General features: G+C 43.5%; 16 protein-coding genes and 1 tRNA gene (1 of these 17 only partly in view). 2 read left to right on the top strand and 15 right to left on the bottom strand.

Annotation, left to right across the window (positions count from 1 at the left end):
* From NQ560_RS02440 to tsaE, 11 genes are all read right to left on the bottom strand, one after another.
* Positions 1-1,117, bottom strand: the 5' portion of a protein-coding gene (locus tag NQ560_RS02440) for a CD225/dispanin family protein (protein ID WP_040015408.1). The gene continues 194 nt to the left of window position 1, outside the view; only the first 1,117 of its 1,311 coding nucleotides appear in the window; it begins with the start codon at positions 1,115-1,117; its stop codon lies off the left edge, out of view.
* Between the two features lie 14 nt (positions 1,118-1,131).
* Positions 1,132-1,596, bottom strand: a complete 465-nt coding sequence (locus tag NQ560_RS02435; protein WP_005332129.1) for a DUF2752 domain-containing protein — start codon at positions 1,594-1,596, stop codon at positions 1,132-1,134.
* A gap of 55 nt (positions 1,597-1,651) precedes the next feature.
* Positions 1,652-1,737 (bottom strand) — tRNA-Ser (locus NQ560_RS02430).
* A gap of 124 nt (positions 1,738-1,861) precedes the next feature.
* Positions 1,862-2,590, bottom strand: a complete 729-nt coding sequence (ispD, locus tag NQ560_RS02425; protein ID WP_005332130.1) for a 2-C-methyl-D-erythritol 4-phosphate cytidylyltransferase — start codon at positions 2,588-2,590, stop codon at positions 1,862-1,864.
* 84 nt (positions 2,591-2,674) lie between these two features.
* A complete protein-coding gene (gene tsaD / locus NQ560_RS02420; RefSeq protein ID WP_005332131.1) occupies positions 2,675-3,697 on the bottom strand; it encodes a tRNA (adenosine(37)-N6)-threonylcarbamoyltransferase complex transferase subunit TsaD in 1,023 nt (340 codons plus the stop codon).
* Positions 3,698-3,731: 34 nt separating this feature from the next.
* Positions 3,732-4,640: a ribonuclease Z gene (locus NQ560_RS02415; protein WP_005332132.1), complete on the bottom strand. Its 909-nt coding sequence runs from the start codon at positions 4,638-4,640 to the stop codon at positions 3,732-3,734.
* 98 nt (positions 4,641-4,738) lie between these two features.
* Positions 4,739-4,966 (bottom strand): hypothetical protein, encoded by a 228-nt coding sequence (locus NQ560_RS02410; RefSeq protein ID WP_005332133.1) that lies wholly within the window; start codon positions 4,964-4,966, stop codon positions 4,739-4,741.
* A gap of 228 nt (positions 4,967-5,194) precedes the next feature.
* Complete coding sequence (rimI, locus tag NQ560_RS02405) at positions 5,195-5,713, bottom strand: ribosomal protein S18-alanine N-acetyltransferase (protein WP_005332136.1); 519 nt, start codon at positions 5,711-5,713, stop codon at positions 5,195-5,197.
* 57 nt (positions 5,714-5,770) lie between these two features.
* Positions 5,771-6,796 (bottom strand): threonine aldolase family protein, encoded by a 1,026-nt coding sequence (locus tag NQ560_RS02400; RefSeq protein WP_040015409.1) that lies wholly within the window; start codon positions 6,794-6,796, stop codon positions 5,771-5,773.
* 98 nt (positions 6,797-6,894) lie between these two features.
* Positions 6,895-7,641, bottom strand: a complete 747-nt coding sequence (tsaB, locus tag NQ560_RS02395) for a tRNA (adenosine(37)-N6)-threonylcarbamoyltransferase complex dimerization subunit type 1 TsaB (RefSeq protein ID WP_005332138.1) — start codon at positions 7,639-7,641, stop codon at positions 6,895-6,897.
* Positions 7,629-8,060, bottom strand: coding sequence for a tRNA (adenosine(37)-N6)-threonylcarbamoyltransferase complex ATPase subunit type 1 TsaE (tsaE, locus tag NQ560_RS02390; protein WP_022279595.1), 432 nt, complete (start codon positions 8,058-8,060; stop codon positions 7,629-7,631). Before tsaE ends, tsaB begins: the two co-directional genes overlap by 13 nt.
* Before the next feature lie 197 nt (positions 8,061-8,257).
* Between tsaE and NQ560_RS02385 the strand changes: the two genes are divergently transcribed.
* Positions 8,258-8,623, top strand: a complete 366-nt coding sequence (locus NQ560_RS02385; RefSeq protein ID WP_005332140.1) for a VOC family protein — start codon at positions 8,258-8,260, stop codon at positions 8,621-8,623.
* Between the two features lie 84 nt (positions 8,624-8,707).
* On the opposite strand, the gene NQ560_RS02380 is transcribed toward NQ560_RS02385, so the two are convergent.
* The 4 genes from NQ560_RS02380 to NQ560_RS02365 all read right to left on the bottom strand — a co-directional run bounded on the left by NQ560_RS02380 (position 8,708) and on the right by NQ560_RS02365 (position 16,468).
* Complete coding sequence (locus tag NQ560_RS02380) at positions 8,708-10,945, bottom strand: HelD family protein (RefSeq protein ID WP_005332145.1); 2,238 nt, start codon at positions 10,943-10,945, stop codon at positions 8,708-8,710.
* Between the two features lie 247 nt (positions 10,946-11,192).
* Positions 11,193-13,238, bottom strand: coding sequence for a hypothetical protein (locus tag NQ560_RS02375; RefSeq protein WP_005332146.1), 2,046 nt, complete (start codon positions 13,236-13,238; stop codon positions 11,193-11,195).
* A 155-nt stretch (positions 13,239-13,393) separates the two neighbouring features.
* Positions 13,394-15,757, bottom strand: a complete 2,364-nt coding sequence (locus NQ560_RS02370; protein ID WP_005332147.1) for an ABC transporter permease — start codon at positions 15,755-15,757, stop codon at positions 13,394-13,396.
* A 12-nt stretch (positions 15,758-15,769) separates the two neighbouring features.
* The gene (locus NQ560_RS02365) at positions 15,770-16,468 is read right to left on the bottom strand and encodes an ABC transporter ATP-binding protein (RefSeq protein WP_005332148.1); all 699 of its coding nucleotides are present in this window, start codon (positions 16,466-16,468) and stop codon (positions 15,770-15,772) included.
* A 504-nt stretch (positions 16,469-16,972) separates the two neighbouring features.
* Here NQ560_RS02365 and NQ560_RS02360 point away from each other — a divergent pair.
* Positions 16,973-18,304: an IS4 family transposase gene (locus NQ560_RS02360; protein ID WP_005331271.1), complete on the top strand. Its 1,332-nt coding sequence runs from the start codon at positions 16,973-16,975 to the stop codon at positions 18,302-18,304.
* The last annotated feature ends 47 nt before the right edge of the window (positions 18,305-18,351 follow it).

Raw genomic sequence — 18,351 nt, 5'->3', positions numbered from 1 at the left:
CTGGGAATATCACAGTGAGTCCGCCATTTTCCAGATCATAGTCATCTACAGAAACGCCACCGATCAGGCAGTCTTTTACTTCCATCGCTGTATCTGTATTGTTGATTGCATATGCCATAATCTCATTATCATTGGCATCCTCGAAATAAACCAACTCATATTCGTTAGCATTCACCATATAATTTTCCGCTGTATAATCCGTATCCATACTCAGACCTGCTGCCTCAATATCGGCTTTTGTGCATGGAAATGTCAGGACTTTATCATTGATCTGTACTGTATAACTGTCCCAGCTTGTGCCAAGTTCACCGCTGGCTACTGCCGGTTCTGTACTCTTTGCTGCTTTATCTGACTTATCACTGTCATCCGCTTTTTTAGAATCATTCTTATCTTCGATTACATTTTCCACAACATTAGATACCGGATCGTCGTCGAAATCGCTGCTTCCAATTCCAATCACAATTGCAAATATAATATAAAAGATAGATACTACAAGCGCAGCTACTGTTCCGATAATCGTAAACATCTTCGCTTTCTTTGCTGCATTCTGCGCTCCGGCATAATCTCCACTTCTCTGTAGAGAATTGATTTTGCAGGCATATACAATTGCCACAATACCAAGCGGCAGACAGCAAAGTAATGTTGAAATGATAGCGAATATTAAATAGGTTGTTCCATTGATTGGCTTCTGCGGCTGACCATAAGTCCCATTATTAGCATTATAATCTGCAGACGTGTTCTGTCCTGTACTTCCATACTGGTACGGGTTCTCGTTATTCTGTCCTGCGCTTCCATACTGATATGGGTTCTCGTTATCCTGTCCTGCGCTTCCATACTGATATGGGTTCTCGTTATTCTGTCCTTCACTTCCATACTGGTACGGGTTCTCGTTATTCTGTTCCGCACTTCCATACTGATATGGATTCTCATTCTGTGCTCCACTTCCATTATTTGTTCCTGGCACGCCATATTCATAAGGATTCTGGTTTTCCTGCTGCTTCGCTTCTGTTGATTGTTCTGACTGTTCCTGCTTCTCCTCCGGCTCTACCGGTGCGCCACATGACGGACAGAACTTTGATTCTTCCGGCAAATCATTTCCGCAAAATTTACACTTCATACTCATTCCTCCTTTTATCTGACCCTTGTCGGGGATAGTAACACAAATGGATATGCATTTACATTTCTCAAAACTCCGTATATCAGTATAACTGCCAATATTGTCCATAATATCCACATCGGTATCCGGCGGCTTATGCTTTCTCTGCCTGTAAATAGCCACTGGCACGCGCATAATGCCAGGTATGCGCCTATCCACGGCAGCAAGAGTACAAGCAGCGGGTTATACCGAAATGCCTGATAAATCTGACCGTGCAAAATGCAATAGCACGCGCGGCCTGCTCCACACCCCGGACAATAATAACCGGTCAGAGCGTAAATAATACATATCAACCATTTTGTATCTTTAGGACTATGATAATATAAAAATCGGCTTTCAGCAAGCATTATTGATAATATAGCTGCTGATAAAATCAGGCGGAACTGCCACTTGATTCTTCCGTCTTTTTCACAAATGTAATGTTTTATTTTTTGTGTCATTTTTTCCGTCCCCCGTTATGCAAAAAGGAGTTCCGCATCTGCGAAACTCCTAAAACGGAGAGGGTGGGATTCGAACCCACGCGCCCTTGCGGACAAACGGTTTTCAAGACCGCCTCGTTATGACCACTTCGATACCTCTCCATCTATGCAATTGATATCGCTCTGTCAGCGACGATAGTTATCATATCATATACCCATTGCACTGTCAAGAATAATTTTTGATATTTTTTCTTTTTTGTGAACCTTTTTTATGAACCAGCATAAACTATTTATGATATTTTTCTTTGCGTTTCGCAAGAAATACTTTTGCGATTTCCAGATCTTCCGGTGTTGTGATCTTGATATTTTCGTAAGAGCCTTCATATAATTTAACCGGTACTTTCATCATCTGTTCCACTACCATAGCGTCGTCAGTAATATTATCCGGCACCTCTTCCATCAGCTTTGCATAAGCATTTTCTATGAGATCTGCCTTAAAAATCTGTGGAGTCTGTACCGCCCAGATTAATTTTCTTGGCGGTGTATTCACTGCAAACTGATCTTCATCCACCAGTTTGACCGTATCTTTGCTCGGCATTCCGGCTACACAGGCACCGAATTTTTCTACATTTTCATATCCACGCGTAAGAATCTGCTCGTCCACGAACATTCTGGCGCCATCATGAATGAATACGTATTCCGGCTGTTCTTTGAGAGCATGAAGTCCGCGTAGTCCTGCCCATACGGAATCATAACGTTCTTTTCCACCTGGGATGATCGAGCGTACTTTTGTAAGCTGATACTTTTCTACGATCTCGTCACGGACCCAGTTTTCTTGCCCTTCACCTACTACAAGTACAATATCATCGATGATCGCGGATTTTTGAAATGCATCCAAAGTATAAAAAATGATTGGTTTTCCGGATAATTCAATATACTGTTTTTGTATAGCGGTTCCCATACGTTTCCCCTGACCGGCAGATAATACGATTGCCGTACATTTCTTCTTATCCATATATTTTTCTCATTTTCCTCGTTTATATTGACGTTCTTATTCTTAATTTCTGTATCTGCTTTTACGTATTGCCTTAAGGTTCTTCTACCGTTCGCCCAGTTTCAGATTCGGCACTGCATTGAGATCCCATCCGCTTCTTGTGCCATTGATATACTCATAGTAAGCTGCCACGCCGATCATTGCTGCATTGTCGGTACAGAAAATCGGAGACGGATAATAGAATTCTACCCCTCTCTTTTCACACGCCTCTTTCATGGCTGCGCGAAGTGCGCTGTTGGATGCAACACCACCGGCAATCGCCAGCTTGTCCACATGAAATTCTTCCACTGCATGCATCGCATTTGCCACAAGAACATCTGTCACGGCTTTCTGGAACGATGCCGCAATATCTGCCTGGTTGTATTCGATTCCTTTCATCTGGCAGCCGTTGATGTAGTTCAGAACTGCGGATTTCAGACCACTGAAGCTAAAGTCATATGGTGCATCTTCAACGTGTGCGCGTGGAAATGCAATGGCTTCTGGGTTTCCTTCTTTGGATACTTTATCAATCTTTGGTCCGCCCGGATACCCAAGTCCGATCGCGCGTGCGACTTTATCAAATGCTTCTCCTGCCGCATCGTCTCTTGTGCGTCCGATAATGTCAAATTTGCCATAATCTTTGACTCGCACAAGATGTGTATGTCCTCCTGAAACGACCAGTGAGAAAAATGGCGGTTCCAGATCTTTGTGCTCAATGAAATTTGCTGCAATGTGTCCTTCAATATGATGCACTCCGACTAATGGTTTCTTTGCTGCATATGCGATGGCTTTTGCCTCTGCTACACCGACCAGAAGTGCGCCTACAAGCCCCGGTCCGTAAGTAACTCCGATGGCAGTAATATCGTCTAATGTAACATTTGCCTCATCAAGAGCCGCCTGTACGACCTGATTTATCTTCTCTATATGCTTTCTTGATGCAATCTCCGGCACAACACCTCCGTAGAGAGTATGCAGTGCAATCTGGGAAGAGATTACATTTGAAAGAACTTCTCTTCCGTTCTTTACGACTGCTGCTGCCGTCTCATCACAGGAGCTTTCAATTGCAAGAATCAATACATCTTCCTTCATATTCTATCCCTTCAATCTTCTGAATTCATTTTCATTAATCTGAAAATGTCAGTTCTACCGTTCGTTTATCTTTTGCTGCTATGGAATTCGGGAAGATTTTCTTCACCTCGTCCATATATTCTTCCGGGTGCGTCAGCGACGGACTATAATGCGTCAGCCACATTTCTGCGACTTCTGCTTCTTTTGCAAGCTGCGCTGCCTCGTAAAATGTCATATGCTTGTATTCTTTTGCTTTTTTCAGCTTATCCTTCTCACCGTACATTCCTTCGCAGATAAATAGATCGGAACCTTTCGCGTTGTTGCGGATAGAGTCCGTCGGTCTCGTGTCTGTGCAGTATGTCAGTTTAATTCCTTTTCGCGCAGGTCCAAGAACCATGTCCGGTGTGTATAAATTGTCTCCGTCCTGGACATTTTCACCTTTTTGCAGACTGCCCCAGAACTTCTGCGGAATTGCCGCTTCATTTGCACGATCCACGTCGAACTTCCCGGCGCGGTCGATTTCCATCGTGTAGCCATAGCAAGTGACGTTATGATTTACGCGAAATGCTTTCAGGCGATAGCCATTCATCTCAAATATCTGCTCCGGCTGTGTGATTTCGATGTATTTTATCTGAAATGGCAGTTCCGGCGCAATAACGCGAAGTGAGTTGACTACCCGCTCCAGTCCTTTCGGTCCAATCAGAGTCAACGGTTCCGTGCGGTCTGCATTTCCCATAGTCAGGAGCAGGCCTGGGAGTCCGCTGATGTGGTCGCCGTGGTAATGTGTGAAGCAAATCACATCGATGGGTTTGAAACTCCAGCCTTTTTCTTTTATTGCAATCTGCGTACCTTCTCCGCAGTCAATTAGAAGACTGCTGCCGTTATATCTCACCAGAAGCGAGGTGAGCCAGCGGTACGGGAGGGGCATCATGCCGCCCGTTCCCAACAAACATACGTCTAACATATTTTTTTACCTCTTATCCAGAGCCGTCAGGCAAATGTCCTGCCGGTCCGTTTGTTTTTGATTTTCTTCAGCGTCCGGATATTCGTGCAGACTCTGAATCAGATTTTTATTTTAAATTCGCTTATAATTTCATCGTAGCACTGCTCGCAGAGGTCAAATTCGTCCAGCCGGTTGTCTTTTTCCGAGAAATAGCCCCAGCGCTTGGATACTTCCAGTACGTCCTCGCGGGGAACCCCTTGGATTACCGGAATACTTCTGCCACAGCGGTTGCAGATGATCTTGTCGATTTCTTTTGTTTCTTTTACAGTTGTATGATACTGGCGCATACAATTCCTCCTTGAAGTCTGGTGTGCCTGTGTGGAAAATGTATGGTATCTGACACCCGGGCACCGGATTGATTCATTACGCCTATATTATATCTGGTCAGATGCGCATTTCCCAGTGGGAAGTGTTGGAGCATCTGCCAGTTCATTTCCAACTTCATTTTTCATGCAGCCGCGCCTGGCTTTTGGACAGGCTTCAGGCTCGGTCGCTGCCTGGCTTTTGGACAGGCTTCAGGCTCGGTCGCTGCCTGAAGTTTCGACTTCACAACTCATAAGTATAGCATCTTCCGGCGGGTTTGCATAGAAATTCTTTCGCACACCGTCTTCGGCAAATCCTGCTGCCTTGTAAAAATGTATTGCTGTTTCATTGGAAATACGAACATCCAGCAGCCATCTTGTAATATTCTGCTCGTAACTAAATGCACGCATTTTTTCAAGAAGTCTTACAGCCACCCCCTGCCGGCGATGTTGCGGCGATGTCGCAATTCTGGCGATTTCTCCCTCATCTAACACATAATAAAAAATCACATAGCCAAGGAGTTGTGGCTTGCCTGCATGCTCCGGCGCCGTTGAAGCGCAGGAGCATGGCGGCGCTTGTCTGCTTATAATAGCCCAAATCCGTGCCTGAGGATTTTCAAGCGTATCCCTGATACTTTTTTCACTCCATGGATCCGGAAAGATATCGGATTCCAGCGCTGCAATCTCAGAAATATATTGCTGTTGGTCTTTTTTAATTTCTATTATTTCCATATCTTCTGTCTTTTGGTTTTTCTATATTGCTTCTAGGCTCCATCTTATTATAGCTTCTTAAATATCCTGGATCAGCTCGTCTATTGCTTCTTCACTTGTTGCCCAACTTGTGCAGAAGCGCACTGCCGCATAGTCTTCATCTATCTGTTCCCAAAAACTAAACTGATATTTCTGTGCTAATTTTTCGCGGTCTTTCTTTGACAAGATCGGATACTGCTGGTTCGTGTAAGAATCAAAATACATTTTATATCCTTTTTCAAGAAATGCATTTTTTAACTTCATAGCTAATTTGTCTGCGTGAGCTGCAATTTTGAAATATAAATCGTCTGTAAATAATGTATCAAACTGGATTCCCAGAAGGCGTCCTTTGGCCAGCATTGCTCCACTCTGCTTCATGCAGTAACGAAAATCTTTCTTAAGAGCGGATTTTGTGATTACGACTGCCTCGCCGAAAAGTGCTCCTACCTTCGTTCCCCCAATATAAAATACATCTGTATTTGCTGCAATATCTGCCAGTGTCATGTCTGATTTTTCAGACATTAATCCATATCCCATTCTTGCTCCGTCCATGAATAATGGCAAACCAAGTTCTTTACAGGTTGCGTAAAGTTCCTGTAATTCAGACTTGCTGTAAATTGTTCCATTTTCCGTCGGATGGGAAATGTAGACCATGCCCGGCTGTACGATGTGCTCATGATCTGCGTCATTCCAGTGTGCATCGTAATATGCGCGCACCTGTGATGCTGTAATTTTTCCGTCTTTGCTTGGAAGTGCCAGGACTTTGTGTCCAGTTGCTTCGACCGCGCCTGTTTCATGCACGTTGATATGACCGGTCACTGCTGAAATTACGCCTTGATACGGACGGAGGATCGAGCGGATCACTACATAGTTCGTCTGGGTCCCTCCTACCAGGAAATGTACATCTGCCTCTGGTGCATCACAGGCTTTTTTGATCTTTTCTCTTGCCTGCTTGCAATATTCATCTTCACTATATCCAACCGTCTGCTCCAGATTCGTCGCCATCAGACGTTCCAGAATCTGTGGGCATGCGCCCTCTTCATAATCACACTGAAACTGAATCATTTCTTCGATACCTCTCATGTTGCTTTTTCTATATTATAGTTGCACGAGTTTCCAACATATCTGCTCATGCTTACGCCCCGCGGGGGTTTGATACATTTTTACTGTATAGATTTCGCTTCGCGCTCCTTGCGTTCGCGTTCTGCCTGTGACAGGCGCAGATAATCCGGCTCGTGTTCCATGGCAGTCTCTGTCTTTCCGGCAGCATAATAACGAAGTCCTAATGTTCCTACTGATGCTGCTCTTTGACGGTTCATGTTGGCCGGTGCAAACTGAATGTCTCTGCCTGCTTTTATTTCTTCTGCCAGAATCTCGTCTGTCAATCTCGCACGAAATACCGGCACACCATCTCCCAGGAAAATAATGCGTTTGTCATATTTTTTCAAATGGTCGCCTAATCCTTCGATGCTAATCGCCATCTGATCTTCCAGGACAACCAATTCATTTCCACAAAACTCATAAATTCCGGTGTAAACCTGTCCGCGGCGCGCATCCATGATTGGGCACACGATGGCGTCTGTTCCGCACAGATTGTACGCCAGTCCTTCCAGTGTCGGGATGTGGATCAACGGCTTGTTCATGGCAAGTCCCAGACCTTTCGCTGTGGCGGAGCCGATGCGAAGCCCGGTAAATGAACCCGGTCCGCCGGCAACTGCGATGGCGTCGATCGTTTTCAGGTCAAGCTCGATCATGTCGGATACTGTGTCCAGCATCGGGAGCAGCGTCTGTGAGTGCGTCTTCTTATAGTTCACAGTATATTCCGCGATTACCTGTTCCTCTTCTTCTATCTTTTCAACAACAGCTACGCTGGCTACAAGGCCGGAGCTGTCCAGTGCTAAAATTCGCATATACTTATCCTCCGATAATCAAATCCTTTTTCCAAATTCTTTTCTATCTTAATCTCGGTGAAGTGTTCCGGCAATATTTCCTCGATCAGATTCGCCCACTCGATCAAGCTGACCCCTTCGCCGTAGACATAATCCTCATAACCGATCTCGTCCATCTCTTCCACATCACCGATCCGGTAAACATCAAAATGATAGAACGGCAGGCGCCCTTCATCATACACCTGCACAATTGTAAATGTCGGGCTGCTGACCGGCTCTGTAATGCCAAGTCCGGCGGCCAGTCCTTTTGTAAATACGGTCTTTCCTACGCCCAGATCACCGACAAGCGTGAACACTTGCCCCGGCTTCGCATGCTGCCCCAGTTCATATCCCAGGTCATAAGTATCTTGTTCTTTATTTGACTCTATGATTTTTTCCATCATCATGTCCTCCTTTTGCAAAGCAAAATTTTATACGAGGGCTACCAATGTTACCATCTACAATATTTCAGCAAACAGTAACGCTCTACCAAGATTTAAGTATAGCATATCTTTCATTTCCTTGCCATAGGTGTTGTGTAAGTGATATATTATAGACAATACAGATTCAAATTATATTTTCACAGGAGGATATCACTATGAAATTTACATTTTTTCACAATAACATCAACGTCCTGGATCTGGACAAATCTGTAGAGTTTTACAAAAAAGCTCTCGGACTTGAAGTTACAAAAGAATTCCATGCACCGGACGGAAGCTTCAAACTCGTCTATCTCGGAGACGGCACAACACCACATTCACTGGAGCTGACATGGCTTCGCGACATGGACCGCCCGTATGATCTCGGAGATAACGAATCTCATCTGGCATTCCATGTCGATGACATGGACGCTGCCCTGGCACTTCACAAAGAAATGGATTGCGTGTGTTTCGAAAACCCGGACATGGGAATTTATTTCATCAATGATCCTGACGGCTACTGGGTAGAAATCTGTCCACAGTAGACAATTAAGACAATTCAAAAAGGGACAGGTTAAATTTTAATTGGGGACGGGGTTTTTTTGAAAAAACCCCGTCCCCAATTAAAATTATGCATCATACACATACAATTCGTGTAGTGCTCTTGTTGCGCAGATGTATTGATATCCTTGGTACATTTTGTTGTTACGGTCGCCGCCTACAATAAATACTTGGTCGAATTCTAAGCCTTTTGCCAGATAGTAGGTGGTTACGGTCAGGCCTTTTTTGAATTGTGCGCTGTCGCGGTTGATGTAATGTGATTCTGCGCCTAGTTTATGCATGATTTCTTGAATATGTTCTGCTTCTTTTTCTGTCATGGTGAGGATTGCTGCTGTTTCGTATTCTTCTTCTCTTAATTTCAATTTTTCGCTGATTTCTTTACATGTTTTTTCCAGTGTTTTTATGGCATGTCTTTCGACTGCTTTTCCGTGTCTTGCTACATACTGGATGTCTTTGGATCCGCCGACGGATTTGGCGTATTCTGCGATTTCGCTTGTGTTGCGGTAGCTTTTGTTCATGACGATACGTTTGACCTTTTTTCCAAATATTTTTGGTAAAAATGTGAGAACGTCTTGTTGTTTTCCGGCGATGGTCTGTGCTTTGTCGCCGAGTATTGTCATGTTGCATGAAAACATTTTCGCGAGAAGTACGTACTGTAAATAGGAGTAATCCTGCATCTCATCAATGACGAGATGGCGGATGTTCTTGCGCTGGCCGGCTGCCGTCAGGCTGTATTTTAGATAGAGAATCGGGTAAACATCTTCGTATTCCAGTACGCGGCGCTCTGGCGGCATGTCCGGAAGTGCCGGAAATCCGTAGTCTTCCATGAACCAATTGTATATTTGACAAATGTCTCTGGTTACGTACATATTCATGAATTTTCTGCAAATGATTTCTTGTTCTTCGTCGTTTAGGCTGCGTCCGCGTAAGGTTTCGACTTCGTCGATAAAATAATCCATGACCGCGCCCATTCTATCTAAAAGTGGTGTACCGGTATATTTTTCATAAAAAAATTCCATGATTTCGCTGGCACTTTTGCGAATGCCCTTGAATTCTACATCTTCAAAATCTACCAGCCGGTCTTCCAGCTCGATCAGGAAGCCTTCGATTGCCTGAACGTATTCCACGGACTGCTTCCATTCGTAACGTTTTTGATCTGCATCATCCATTCCTGCGATTTCACGCTCGATTTGATGATACTTGTCTTCACAGTCGGCGGCTATCATTTTGCTATTCCAACCAGTCCCGGCTGAACTACTTTTTGAATTTCTACTTGGATTTTTTCCTTGATTTCCGCCTTGATCTCTATTTTTATTTCTATATATCACATTTTCCTGATTCACAGCATTTCCATATATCGCATTTTCCTGATTGCCAGCATTTCCATATATCACATTTCCCTGCGTTGCAGCATTTCTCCTGAGTTCATGATATGCAAACAGATCAAAACTCATTTCCTGTATATTTTCCTCGCCAAGTTCAGGAAGAATATGGGAAATGTAGTCGGCAAACACGCCGCCTGGCGAGAGGATCAGGATATTTGATGAATTCAGATGCTCTCTGTCATGATACAAAAGATAGGCGATTCGATGTAGCGCAACGGACGTCTTGCCACTGCCTGCCACTCCTTGAATAGCCAGAATCTTGTCCTTCGTGTTGCGGATAATTGCATTTTGTTCCTTCTGGATTGTACGCACAATATTTTTCAGTTTCGTGTCGCTGTTGGCGCCAAGTTCCTGCTTTAAAATGTCATCGTCAATCTTCACATCACTCTCAAATTCATAGATCATCTTGCCGCCACGGATTTTGTACTGCCATTTAGACAGAATCTCTCCATCCATGCGCCCGCCCGGCGCTTCGTAGGACGCCTCGCCTTTGTCGTAGTCATAAAACAGGCTGCTCACCGGGGCTCTCCAGTCGTAAATGAGTGGCAATGCGCCACGCTCTCTTGCAAAATTTCCGATTCCGATGTAAAAATCTTCCGGCTCGTCTTCTCCGTCATAGACGAATTCTACACTTCCGAAAAATGGTGCATCCAGCATACGTTTCAGACGCCGGCGCATTTTCCAGTTCTCCTGATTGGCATTCACCTGCATTTTCAGCGCCTGCTGATTGTCATAGTCCTCATATCCATACTGGTCCATTTCCGTGTAATTGTCCCAGTAATATTCATTCATACTGTTAATGTCCTGGCGTACCGCCTGTATATTTTCATCAATCTCTCCCAGACGTTTTTCTATCAGACCAAGTACCTCCGGCAGAAATTCACTTCCTTTACTCACAATCAATCCTCCAATTTTAATCATTGTAACTGAATTATCATAGCATTATCGGCAAAATATATCCACTTTTCTCGCTTGGAAATCATGGAAAAATCATGGTACATTTTCCCGATGATTGTTTTTTCTGACACAATTTTTAAAAATCATTTTTAAAAATCGAGGGGCTGTAAAAAAAGAATGGTCCCCCAAAAAAGAAAGGACGCATGAAAAACTCTCGTTTTTTTCACACGCCCCTCAATTGAATCAATGTTGGAAGAACATCTCCCATCCGTTATTTAATTTCTGCTGTTTCTACGATGAACTTGACGCTTCCGCTTGCGCCTTCTCTGATCCCGCCATAGTTGGTGTATGTCTTTTCTGCCTCTTTTACTGCCTTGAAATGATTCAGAACATTTGCAAGGTCATCTCCTGCAAGGTCTCCCAGTTTTTCAATTCCTTCTTCGTCGAATGTCTTCATTCCGGCTTCCAGAAGGCTGGCGCCCTGGGCGAGTGTTCCTGCGCCCGTGTTAAGCTGTGTACCAACGGAGCTTAACTGGCTTGTTCCGGTGCTGAGTGTAGCCGCCCCCTGGGCAAGCTGGCTGATGGCTGACTGGAGTTTGCCGCCGATTTCGGCCATATCCGGCATGTCAGAAAGGCTGTCAGATAAAGCCGTAAACTGAGTCACTAAATCCGCAAGAGCCTTCTGGGCTGTAGTCGTATCCACCTGCATGGCCTTTACTTCTGCCAGCGCATTTACCGCCTGGTCTATCGCTGTCTTAGCGCCAGACGCATTCGTAAGGGAAATATTCATGCTGTCACATTCTTTTTCAGCTGAACTTGATGTACCACTGGCTGTATTTACTGCATTTTCCAATTCTTCTTGTTGTTCCGATGTCAGCGATTTATAACTTTCTGTTTCTTTTAAACGATCCATGACATCCTTCTTTGTAGATGCTTCCGTTTCGGAAATTGCTGTATTTACTGCATTTTTTGCTTTTTCTTTCGCCTGATTCGACGCTTCTGTCTCCAAATCTGTAACGTTGATTTTATCCAGTTCGCTCTTGGCAGTGGTTACATTCTCACTGATTGTATTTACATACTCCGCCAGTGTTGTGACACTTCCAAGCTCCTGCTGTAATATTCCAAGATCTTTCTGAATCTGTGTAACTGCCTGCGCAGTCGTATCATCACTGCCTGCTGCGCTTAAGCTGCCCATGAGTGTAGTTACTTGTTCATCCAGTTCACTCAAACCTTCCGCCAGTGCCTGTGCTCCCGCATCCACCTGTGAAACGCCGCTTGTATACTGACTTAAATAATCCTGCAGTGTTCCGGCTCCGGTGCTCAATTGTCCCATGGCATCCACCAGTTCATCGGAAGCATCGGTCATTTCTTTTACGCCATCAATCATGTCATTGACATCGTCAAGGTCACCGTCCTTCATATCGCTAAGCCCACATGTGGAAATTGCAGTCGCTGTGAAATCCAGTTCAAAGTTTTCCACATCCGCGGTTATTTCCACATAGTCTTTCAGGTCAATATCTTTTGTTGCCTCGTAATCTTTCAACTCCAAACTGTCTGCAAGTCCTGGAAATGCGGTTCCGATCACAATGCTCTGATTCTGGTCTGCCATGACTTTTCCACCGGAAACTTTCACATTTTTAAACTTATCCCCAGGAAGCATGATCATGGACGCTGCAAGAAATGGAACTTTTACTTCTACGTCTTTACCATCGATATTCACCGTCCGGCTCTCATTATTCGTATAGTCAAACCGAATTTTCACCTTGCCGCTTTTTCCTGCCAGATCTTCCGGCTTAATTTCCTTGCCGTCCAGATAATAGGTTACTTTTGTAGTCACCGGAAGCTGCTGATTGGAAGTACCTTCATAGGAAATGTCTTCCCCTTTGTTCTCCCATGTGATAGTTCCGTCTGCATTTTGCGTATATTCTTCGTCTCCTTCCGTGTTTTTAATGTCTTTCAAATTGGAAAAATCGATGATCTCACCGTCACCATTCCGGCGCAGCCAGTCTTTGACCGTAATCTTCTTAACTGAACCGTCTGCATTTGCATCGACATAAACTGTTTCTGTCTTATCTTTCCATTCACCTGCATCCTCGTCACTGGATGTCTCTGCTGTCTCGTCACTGGATGTCTCTGCTGTCACGTCATTGGATGCCTTTACTGCTGCGTCATTGGATGTCTCTGCCGGCGCGGTATCTCCAGATTTTTCTGCCGCCTGTGCGACACTTATATTGCCTGCTGCCGGAAGTGCTGACGGCGCTATCATAGACAACGTCAGCGCACCTGCTAATAATATCATTACAACTGGTCGTTTCATATTCTCCTCCTTCTGATTCTCATCTTTCTAACATTCCTTATTCATTTTTCCAGCATACTGTTTCAAGATTTCTACGAATCTCTATTCTACATTTTTTAATGCTTCATCCATTGGATCACTATTCTACATTTTTCAATGCTTCATCCATTGGATCACTATTCCACATTTTTCAACGCTTCATCCATTGGAACTTTTCGGATCCTTCGATATTCAATTGCTGCCACAACGGCATATGCCGCCACGCCGATCACAAACATTTCCACGAAAATCTTCGGATCTATGTAAAATGTAATCCAGCCGGTAATGCTTGTCAGCATCATTTCCCGGAACAGAATCTGCATGATTTCCAGCTCCAATGGCAGGCTGATCAAGATGAACAGCACGACCACGATAGACGTGGACATAATGTACAGCCGGCTGATTTCGCCGTTTGTATATCCCAGGATTTTTGCCATGGAAATAGACTGCGCATTTTTCTCGATGATGATCTTGGACAGGAGATAAATCAATACGAGGAAAATGATCACGGAAAATCCGTCCATCAGATTCATCATACTTCCCATGGACACGTCGAGCTGTCTGGAAATCTTGGTCAGATCCTCAACATCAATGGTGGAACCGATATATTTTTCGTCAATATCTGTAATTTCAGAATCAGAGAAATATCCGCTGAAGCTGTCTTTGTCCATATCAAATGTTTTGTTGAGTTCCTGTATTGGCATAAATATGGAGAGTGAACCTACGTAATCATATACACCTGCAACTTTAAACTTGTATTTTTTATTTTCATACTTTTCCTTTAAAGTAATTATGTCACCTTTTTTCAGACTAAATTTTTCTGCATAGCCAGAGGAGAGGTATACCTCAGGGATATTCTCCACATTTTTCACATCTGTATCAGATGCGGAATCTGATGTTTTCCACTTAATGTTGATATATTTACTATTGTTTTCCACACCGTAGAGGATAATTTCCTCACTCTTATATTTTCCAGGAAGGGTGTTCAGTGAATAGGCGCTGAATTTTTCTGCATCCGGATTTTCTGTCTCTACTGCCTGACTGAACATCATCATGGACACCATCTGCTCAAGCTTACTGTCTCCACCTGCCATGCTCGCCGGCATCTGCAGCATGTACTGATATTTGCTGAGCATGCCATTTTCCATTTCCACTTGATAATGGTCCAGCACAGATGGAAGCATCAGTCCGAACATCAACAACATATTTGCAAAAATAATTCCCACAAACAATACTGCGTAGTTACTCATATTCTGAAGGATCACACGTATCCGGAATCTGTGGAAAAAGCCAAGATGCTCACTCAACGGCAATGCATGTTTCTGTTTACGTCTGCTTAAGTCCCTTCTCAGGAACTTCAGTGGTGATAGTTTTAATTTGTACCACAGCAGCACAGAATTCACCACAAGCATAATGAGGATCGGCACTACCGTTGTCAGAAGAAATGCTTCCGCGTTCCAAATGGTCACGTAGGTCGGCAGGCTGTAGCTTCCATAGTAAAGTCCCGCGCAATAATCTTTTCCTACCGTATAGCCGATAATATTTCCAATAATCGCTCCGATAAATGTGACAAATACCGGGGCTGCCATGTAATGCCGGATCAATTCACCTCTTGTATAGCCGGATGCCCGCAAGGTGCCGATTACATTTGCCTCTTTTCGGATCGTGTTGTTAGTAGTGATTGCAAAGACAAATGCCATGATCACGATGATGATATAAAGAAGCACGATCATCATCGAACGGTCACCGCCCATATCATCCCCAGTGAAAATGATTGCCTGGTTCGTGTATCTTGGGACAAATTCTTCCAGTGTCACTTCTTTTGCCACATCTTCCATCAGATCTTCCGAAATGTCTTTTTCTGCCTTTTCATTTTTGGGCTCAGTATTGTATTTCCATGCGTAGCTGTAATTCAACTGATCGGCCTTGTAGCTGTCGAACTCCTCTGGACACACTACCGACACGCCAAATTTTACCGAGTCAAACATGGAATCATTATTATTGGAAAACAAGGCGCTGTAATCTGAAAGCGCCACAAGACCGGTAATCTTCCATGTATGTCCGCCACTTTCAATCTCATCACCCACGCTCAGATCATTATTGTCTGCATACATACGGTCAATACCGATTTCTCCCGGTTTTTCAGGCATTTTCCCCTTCATCAGGCACACCTTATTGACCTCATCACGATTCTTGAAAATGCGCATTGTACTTCCATTTGTTAAAGCTTCCTCTACATAATAATTCTCGTACAATTTGATGCCCAGATCTTCGATATCCTGAATCTGAGCATTGTTCATTTTCTTTTCTGTCCGGAAATGTCCATTTTCAATGTTATATTTCTCAAAGCTTTCCTCGTACGCCTGGATCATACTTCCATCGGCCACCAGAAATCCTGATACCATTCCGATCGTCAGCGTCATCAAGATAAAAATGACCAGATATTTTCCAAATTCTCCACGAAGCTCCCGGAACAGACGTTTATTTAACGGGCTTCTCATCACGCGTCCTCCTTACCACTCCAGCTCTCTCGCCGGAATCTTCTTCTCATTGCGGTAACTTTTTCTCACCGCACCGTCACGGAGACGAATCACGATGTCCGCCATGTCTTTGATTGCGTCATTGTGTGTGACCATAATGACCGTGTTACCGTACTTCTGGTTGACACGCTCGATCAGCTCCAGAATATCCTTGGACGTGTTATAATCCAAAGCTCCCGTCGGCTCATCGCAGAGCAAAATATCCGGATTTTTGACAATTGCCCTTCCGATTGCCGTTCTCTGCTGCTGCCCGCCCGACAACTGGTTCGGTAACTTTTTCCTGTGTTCATAAAGTCCCAGCGTCTGTAACAATTCATCAACATCCAGCGGTCTGTCACTTAGATAAGCCCCAACCTCAATATTTTCCCGGACAGTCAGATTCGGAATCAGATTGTACATCTGAAACACATAGCCCAGATGCTTTCTCCGATATGCCGTCAGTTTTTTCTCATTCATATCGGCCATGCGCTCACCTCCGATGGAAATGTATCCCGCATCCGCATCATCAATTCCACCGATAATATTTAACAGTGTAGACTTTCCCGAACCAGACGGTCCAAGTAATACACAAATGTCACCCTTCTCTATAGAAAAATCCACACCCCGCAGCACCTCCACACGGTTCGAATCACTGCCAAAACTCTTTTTCAGATTATTGATCTCAATAAACATATATTGTTTCCTCACTCCCTGTAGTTAGTTTAATGCAACTACATTTTACCACAGAATCAAAATGCAAAAATAGAAAGGCATGAAAAAACGGTGCGCCTATTGAGAACTTTTATCAATAATTCAAAAATGCCTCGGCATTCTTGCTGCGAGGTGCGCGTCATGCAATTGCATGACATACTTCTACTGCGCACCTCTGCAAGTCTACACTCCGTTTCGGTCGGCGCAAAACCATTGTCCACCGGACAATGTGCGCCCTGCCGGAGGCTATATCAGCTGGGAAATTGTAGATGAAAATGATGCAATTTAAGGGAAATGAAAAAGGGACAGGTTGAAGTTTAATTGGGGACGGGGTTTTTTTGAAAACAATGTCATTAAGTTAAGGATTTTAGTAGTGTGAAAAGTAGTTTTTTACTTTTTGCACTACTTTTTTTGCCTAAAAGCTTGACAAAACTTCACAAAAGTGTGGCGAAGCCATTTGAATATATTCTTTTTTAGGAGGTTCAAATGGCAAATATTTCTTTTATTGTAAAGCAAAAACTGGAGTCTGCTATAAAAATATTATGCAGAGATTTTTCATCACACGTAAAGCGTCCGGGAAAAGACTTTTCTAGGAATCGTAAACTTCCATTTGAAGAGGTGATTCGATTCCTTCTCCCTCTGCAAGGACAATGTATGGATCAGGAATTATTCCGTCACTTTTCAAAGAAACCACTCTTCTTTTCAACAGACTATTCGGGTATTCCGCATAGTTCCGCTATGATTCAGGCTCGGCAAAAACTTTCAGATTCTGCAATGCCGGCCTTGTTCCATTCGTTTACAGAGACTTGTAAAAAAGGTGCGCTTTTCCAGGGTTACCAACTTCTGGCAATAGATGGTTCCCAGTTTTCTGTCCCGGAAAATCTAAAAGAACCACTATGCTGGCGTAAGATACCCAATATCTCAAAGGGAAGAAATGTGATACATTTAAATGCTATGTACCATCTTCAGAGTGGTATTTTTGAAGATGTCGTTTTTCAGCCAATCTGTGAATGTAATGAGCATAAAGCCCTGGCTCAAATGGTAGACCGCCGGTCTTCTGCGTTTCCTGCTATTTTTATGGCTGATCGGGGATACGAAAGTTATAATACTTTCGCCCATATAGAACAAAAAGGGGATAAATACGTGGTTCGGGGAAGAGAATCAGGTACAGGTATCTGTTCTGGTCTGAATCTTCCTGATACAGAAGAATACGATATCGAAAAAGAACTTTATATCTGTAAAAAACATAGCAAAAAAGTAAAAACAAACCCACGAAAATATAAACGAATTCGCAGTGATGCAACATTTGATTTTTTCACAGACGATTGTGAGGAATATCGATTAAATCTTAGAATTGTAAAAATAAAACTCTCTGAAACCACAACTGAAGTACTGTTTACAAATCTTTCTAAAGAGAAATTTTCGGCAGATGATTTAAAACGGTTATATCATATGCGCTGGGGAATTGAAACTGCATTTGACCAGTTAAAATATGCGCTTGGCGCTGCATCTGTTCATTCTAAGAACTCAGAATTAATCATACAAGAATTGTATGGAAAGCTAATTATGTTCAATTTTTGTAAAACTATAGTTGGTGGAATTGCGGTAAAACAGCAGGAATACTGGAAATATGAATATAAATTGAATATAAAAATGGCAATGTGTATTTGTAGAGAATTCTGGTGCTCCCAGACTTTAGCAGCACCAGAGGTTGAAAAAATGTTGCTGAACTATCTTGTCCCCATAAGGGATAACCGGACTTTTCCACGAGATACGGTTAAAAAGTCAGCAATAGCATTCAATAGTAGGATAGCATAAGATTGTAAAAATGAAAATAGGAACCATGAGAAAGCAGGGATTTTTCG

The sequence above is a fragment of the Dorea formicigenerans genome (genome assembly GCF_025150245.1).
GTDB lineage: Bacteria > Bacillota > Clostridia > Lachnospirales > Lachnospiraceae > Dorea > Dorea formicigenerans.
Note: the sequence above shows the minus strand (reverse complement) of the source record. Positions and strands in the feature narration are given on the sequence as shown.

Coding starts and splice junctions, on each gene's coding strand:
- ispD (WP_005332130.1), bottom strand. CDS start 2,590: ATGGATAAGAAGAAATGTACGGCAATCGTATTATCTGCCGGTCAGGGG.
- NQ560_RS02380 (WP_005332145.1), bottom strand. CDS start 10,945: ATGATTAAAATTGGAGGATTGATTGTGAGTAAAGGAAGTGAATTTCTG.
- NQ560_RS02410 (WP_005332133.1), bottom strand. CDS start 4,966: ATGCGCCAGTATCATACAACTGTAAAAGAAACAAAAGAAATCGACAAG.
- NQ560_RS02400 (WP_040015409.1), bottom strand. CDS start 6,796: ATGATTCAGTTTCAGTGTGATTATGAAGAGGGCGCATGCCCACAGATT.
- tsaB (WP_005332138.1), bottom strand. CDS start 7,641: ATGCGAATTTTAGCACTGGACAGCTCCGGCCTTGTAGCCAGCGTAGCT.
- tsaE (WP_022279595.1), bottom strand. CDS start 8,060: ATGGAAAAAATCATAGAGTCAAATAAAGAACAAGATACTTATGACCTG.
- NQ560_RS02385 (WP_005332140.1), top strand. CDS start 8,258: ATGAAATTTACATTTTTTCACAATAACATCAACGTCCTGGATCTGGAC.
- rimI (WP_005332136.1), bottom strand. CDS start 5,713: ATGGAAATAATAGAAATTAAAAAAGACCAACAGCAATATATTTCTGAG.
- NQ560_RS02375 (WP_005332146.1), bottom strand. CDS start 13,238: ATGAAACGACCAGTTGTAATGATATTATTAGCAGGTGCGCTGACGTTG.
- tsaD (WP_005332131.1), bottom strand. CDS start 3,697: ATGAAGGAAGATGTATTGATTCTTGCAATTGAAAGCTCCTGTGATGAG.
- NQ560_RS02365 (WP_005332148.1), bottom strand. CDS start 16,468: ATGTTTATTGAGATCAATAATCTGAAAAAGAGTTTTGGCAGTGATTCG.
- NQ560_RS02360 (WP_005331271.1), top strand. CDS start 16,973: ATGGCAAATATTTCTTTTATTGTAAAGCAAAAACTGGAGTCTGCTATA.
- NQ560_RS02370 (WP_005332147.1), bottom strand. CDS start 15,757: ATGAGAAGCCCGTTAAATAAACGTCTGTTCCGGGAGCTTCGTGGAGAA.
- NQ560_RS02435 (WP_005332129.1), bottom strand. CDS start 1,596: ATGACACAAAAAATAAAACATTACATTTGTGAAAAAGACGGAAGAATC.
- NQ560_RS02415 (WP_005332132.1), bottom strand. CDS start 4,640: ATGTTAGACGTATGTTTGTTGGGAACGGGCGGCATGATGCCCCTCCCG.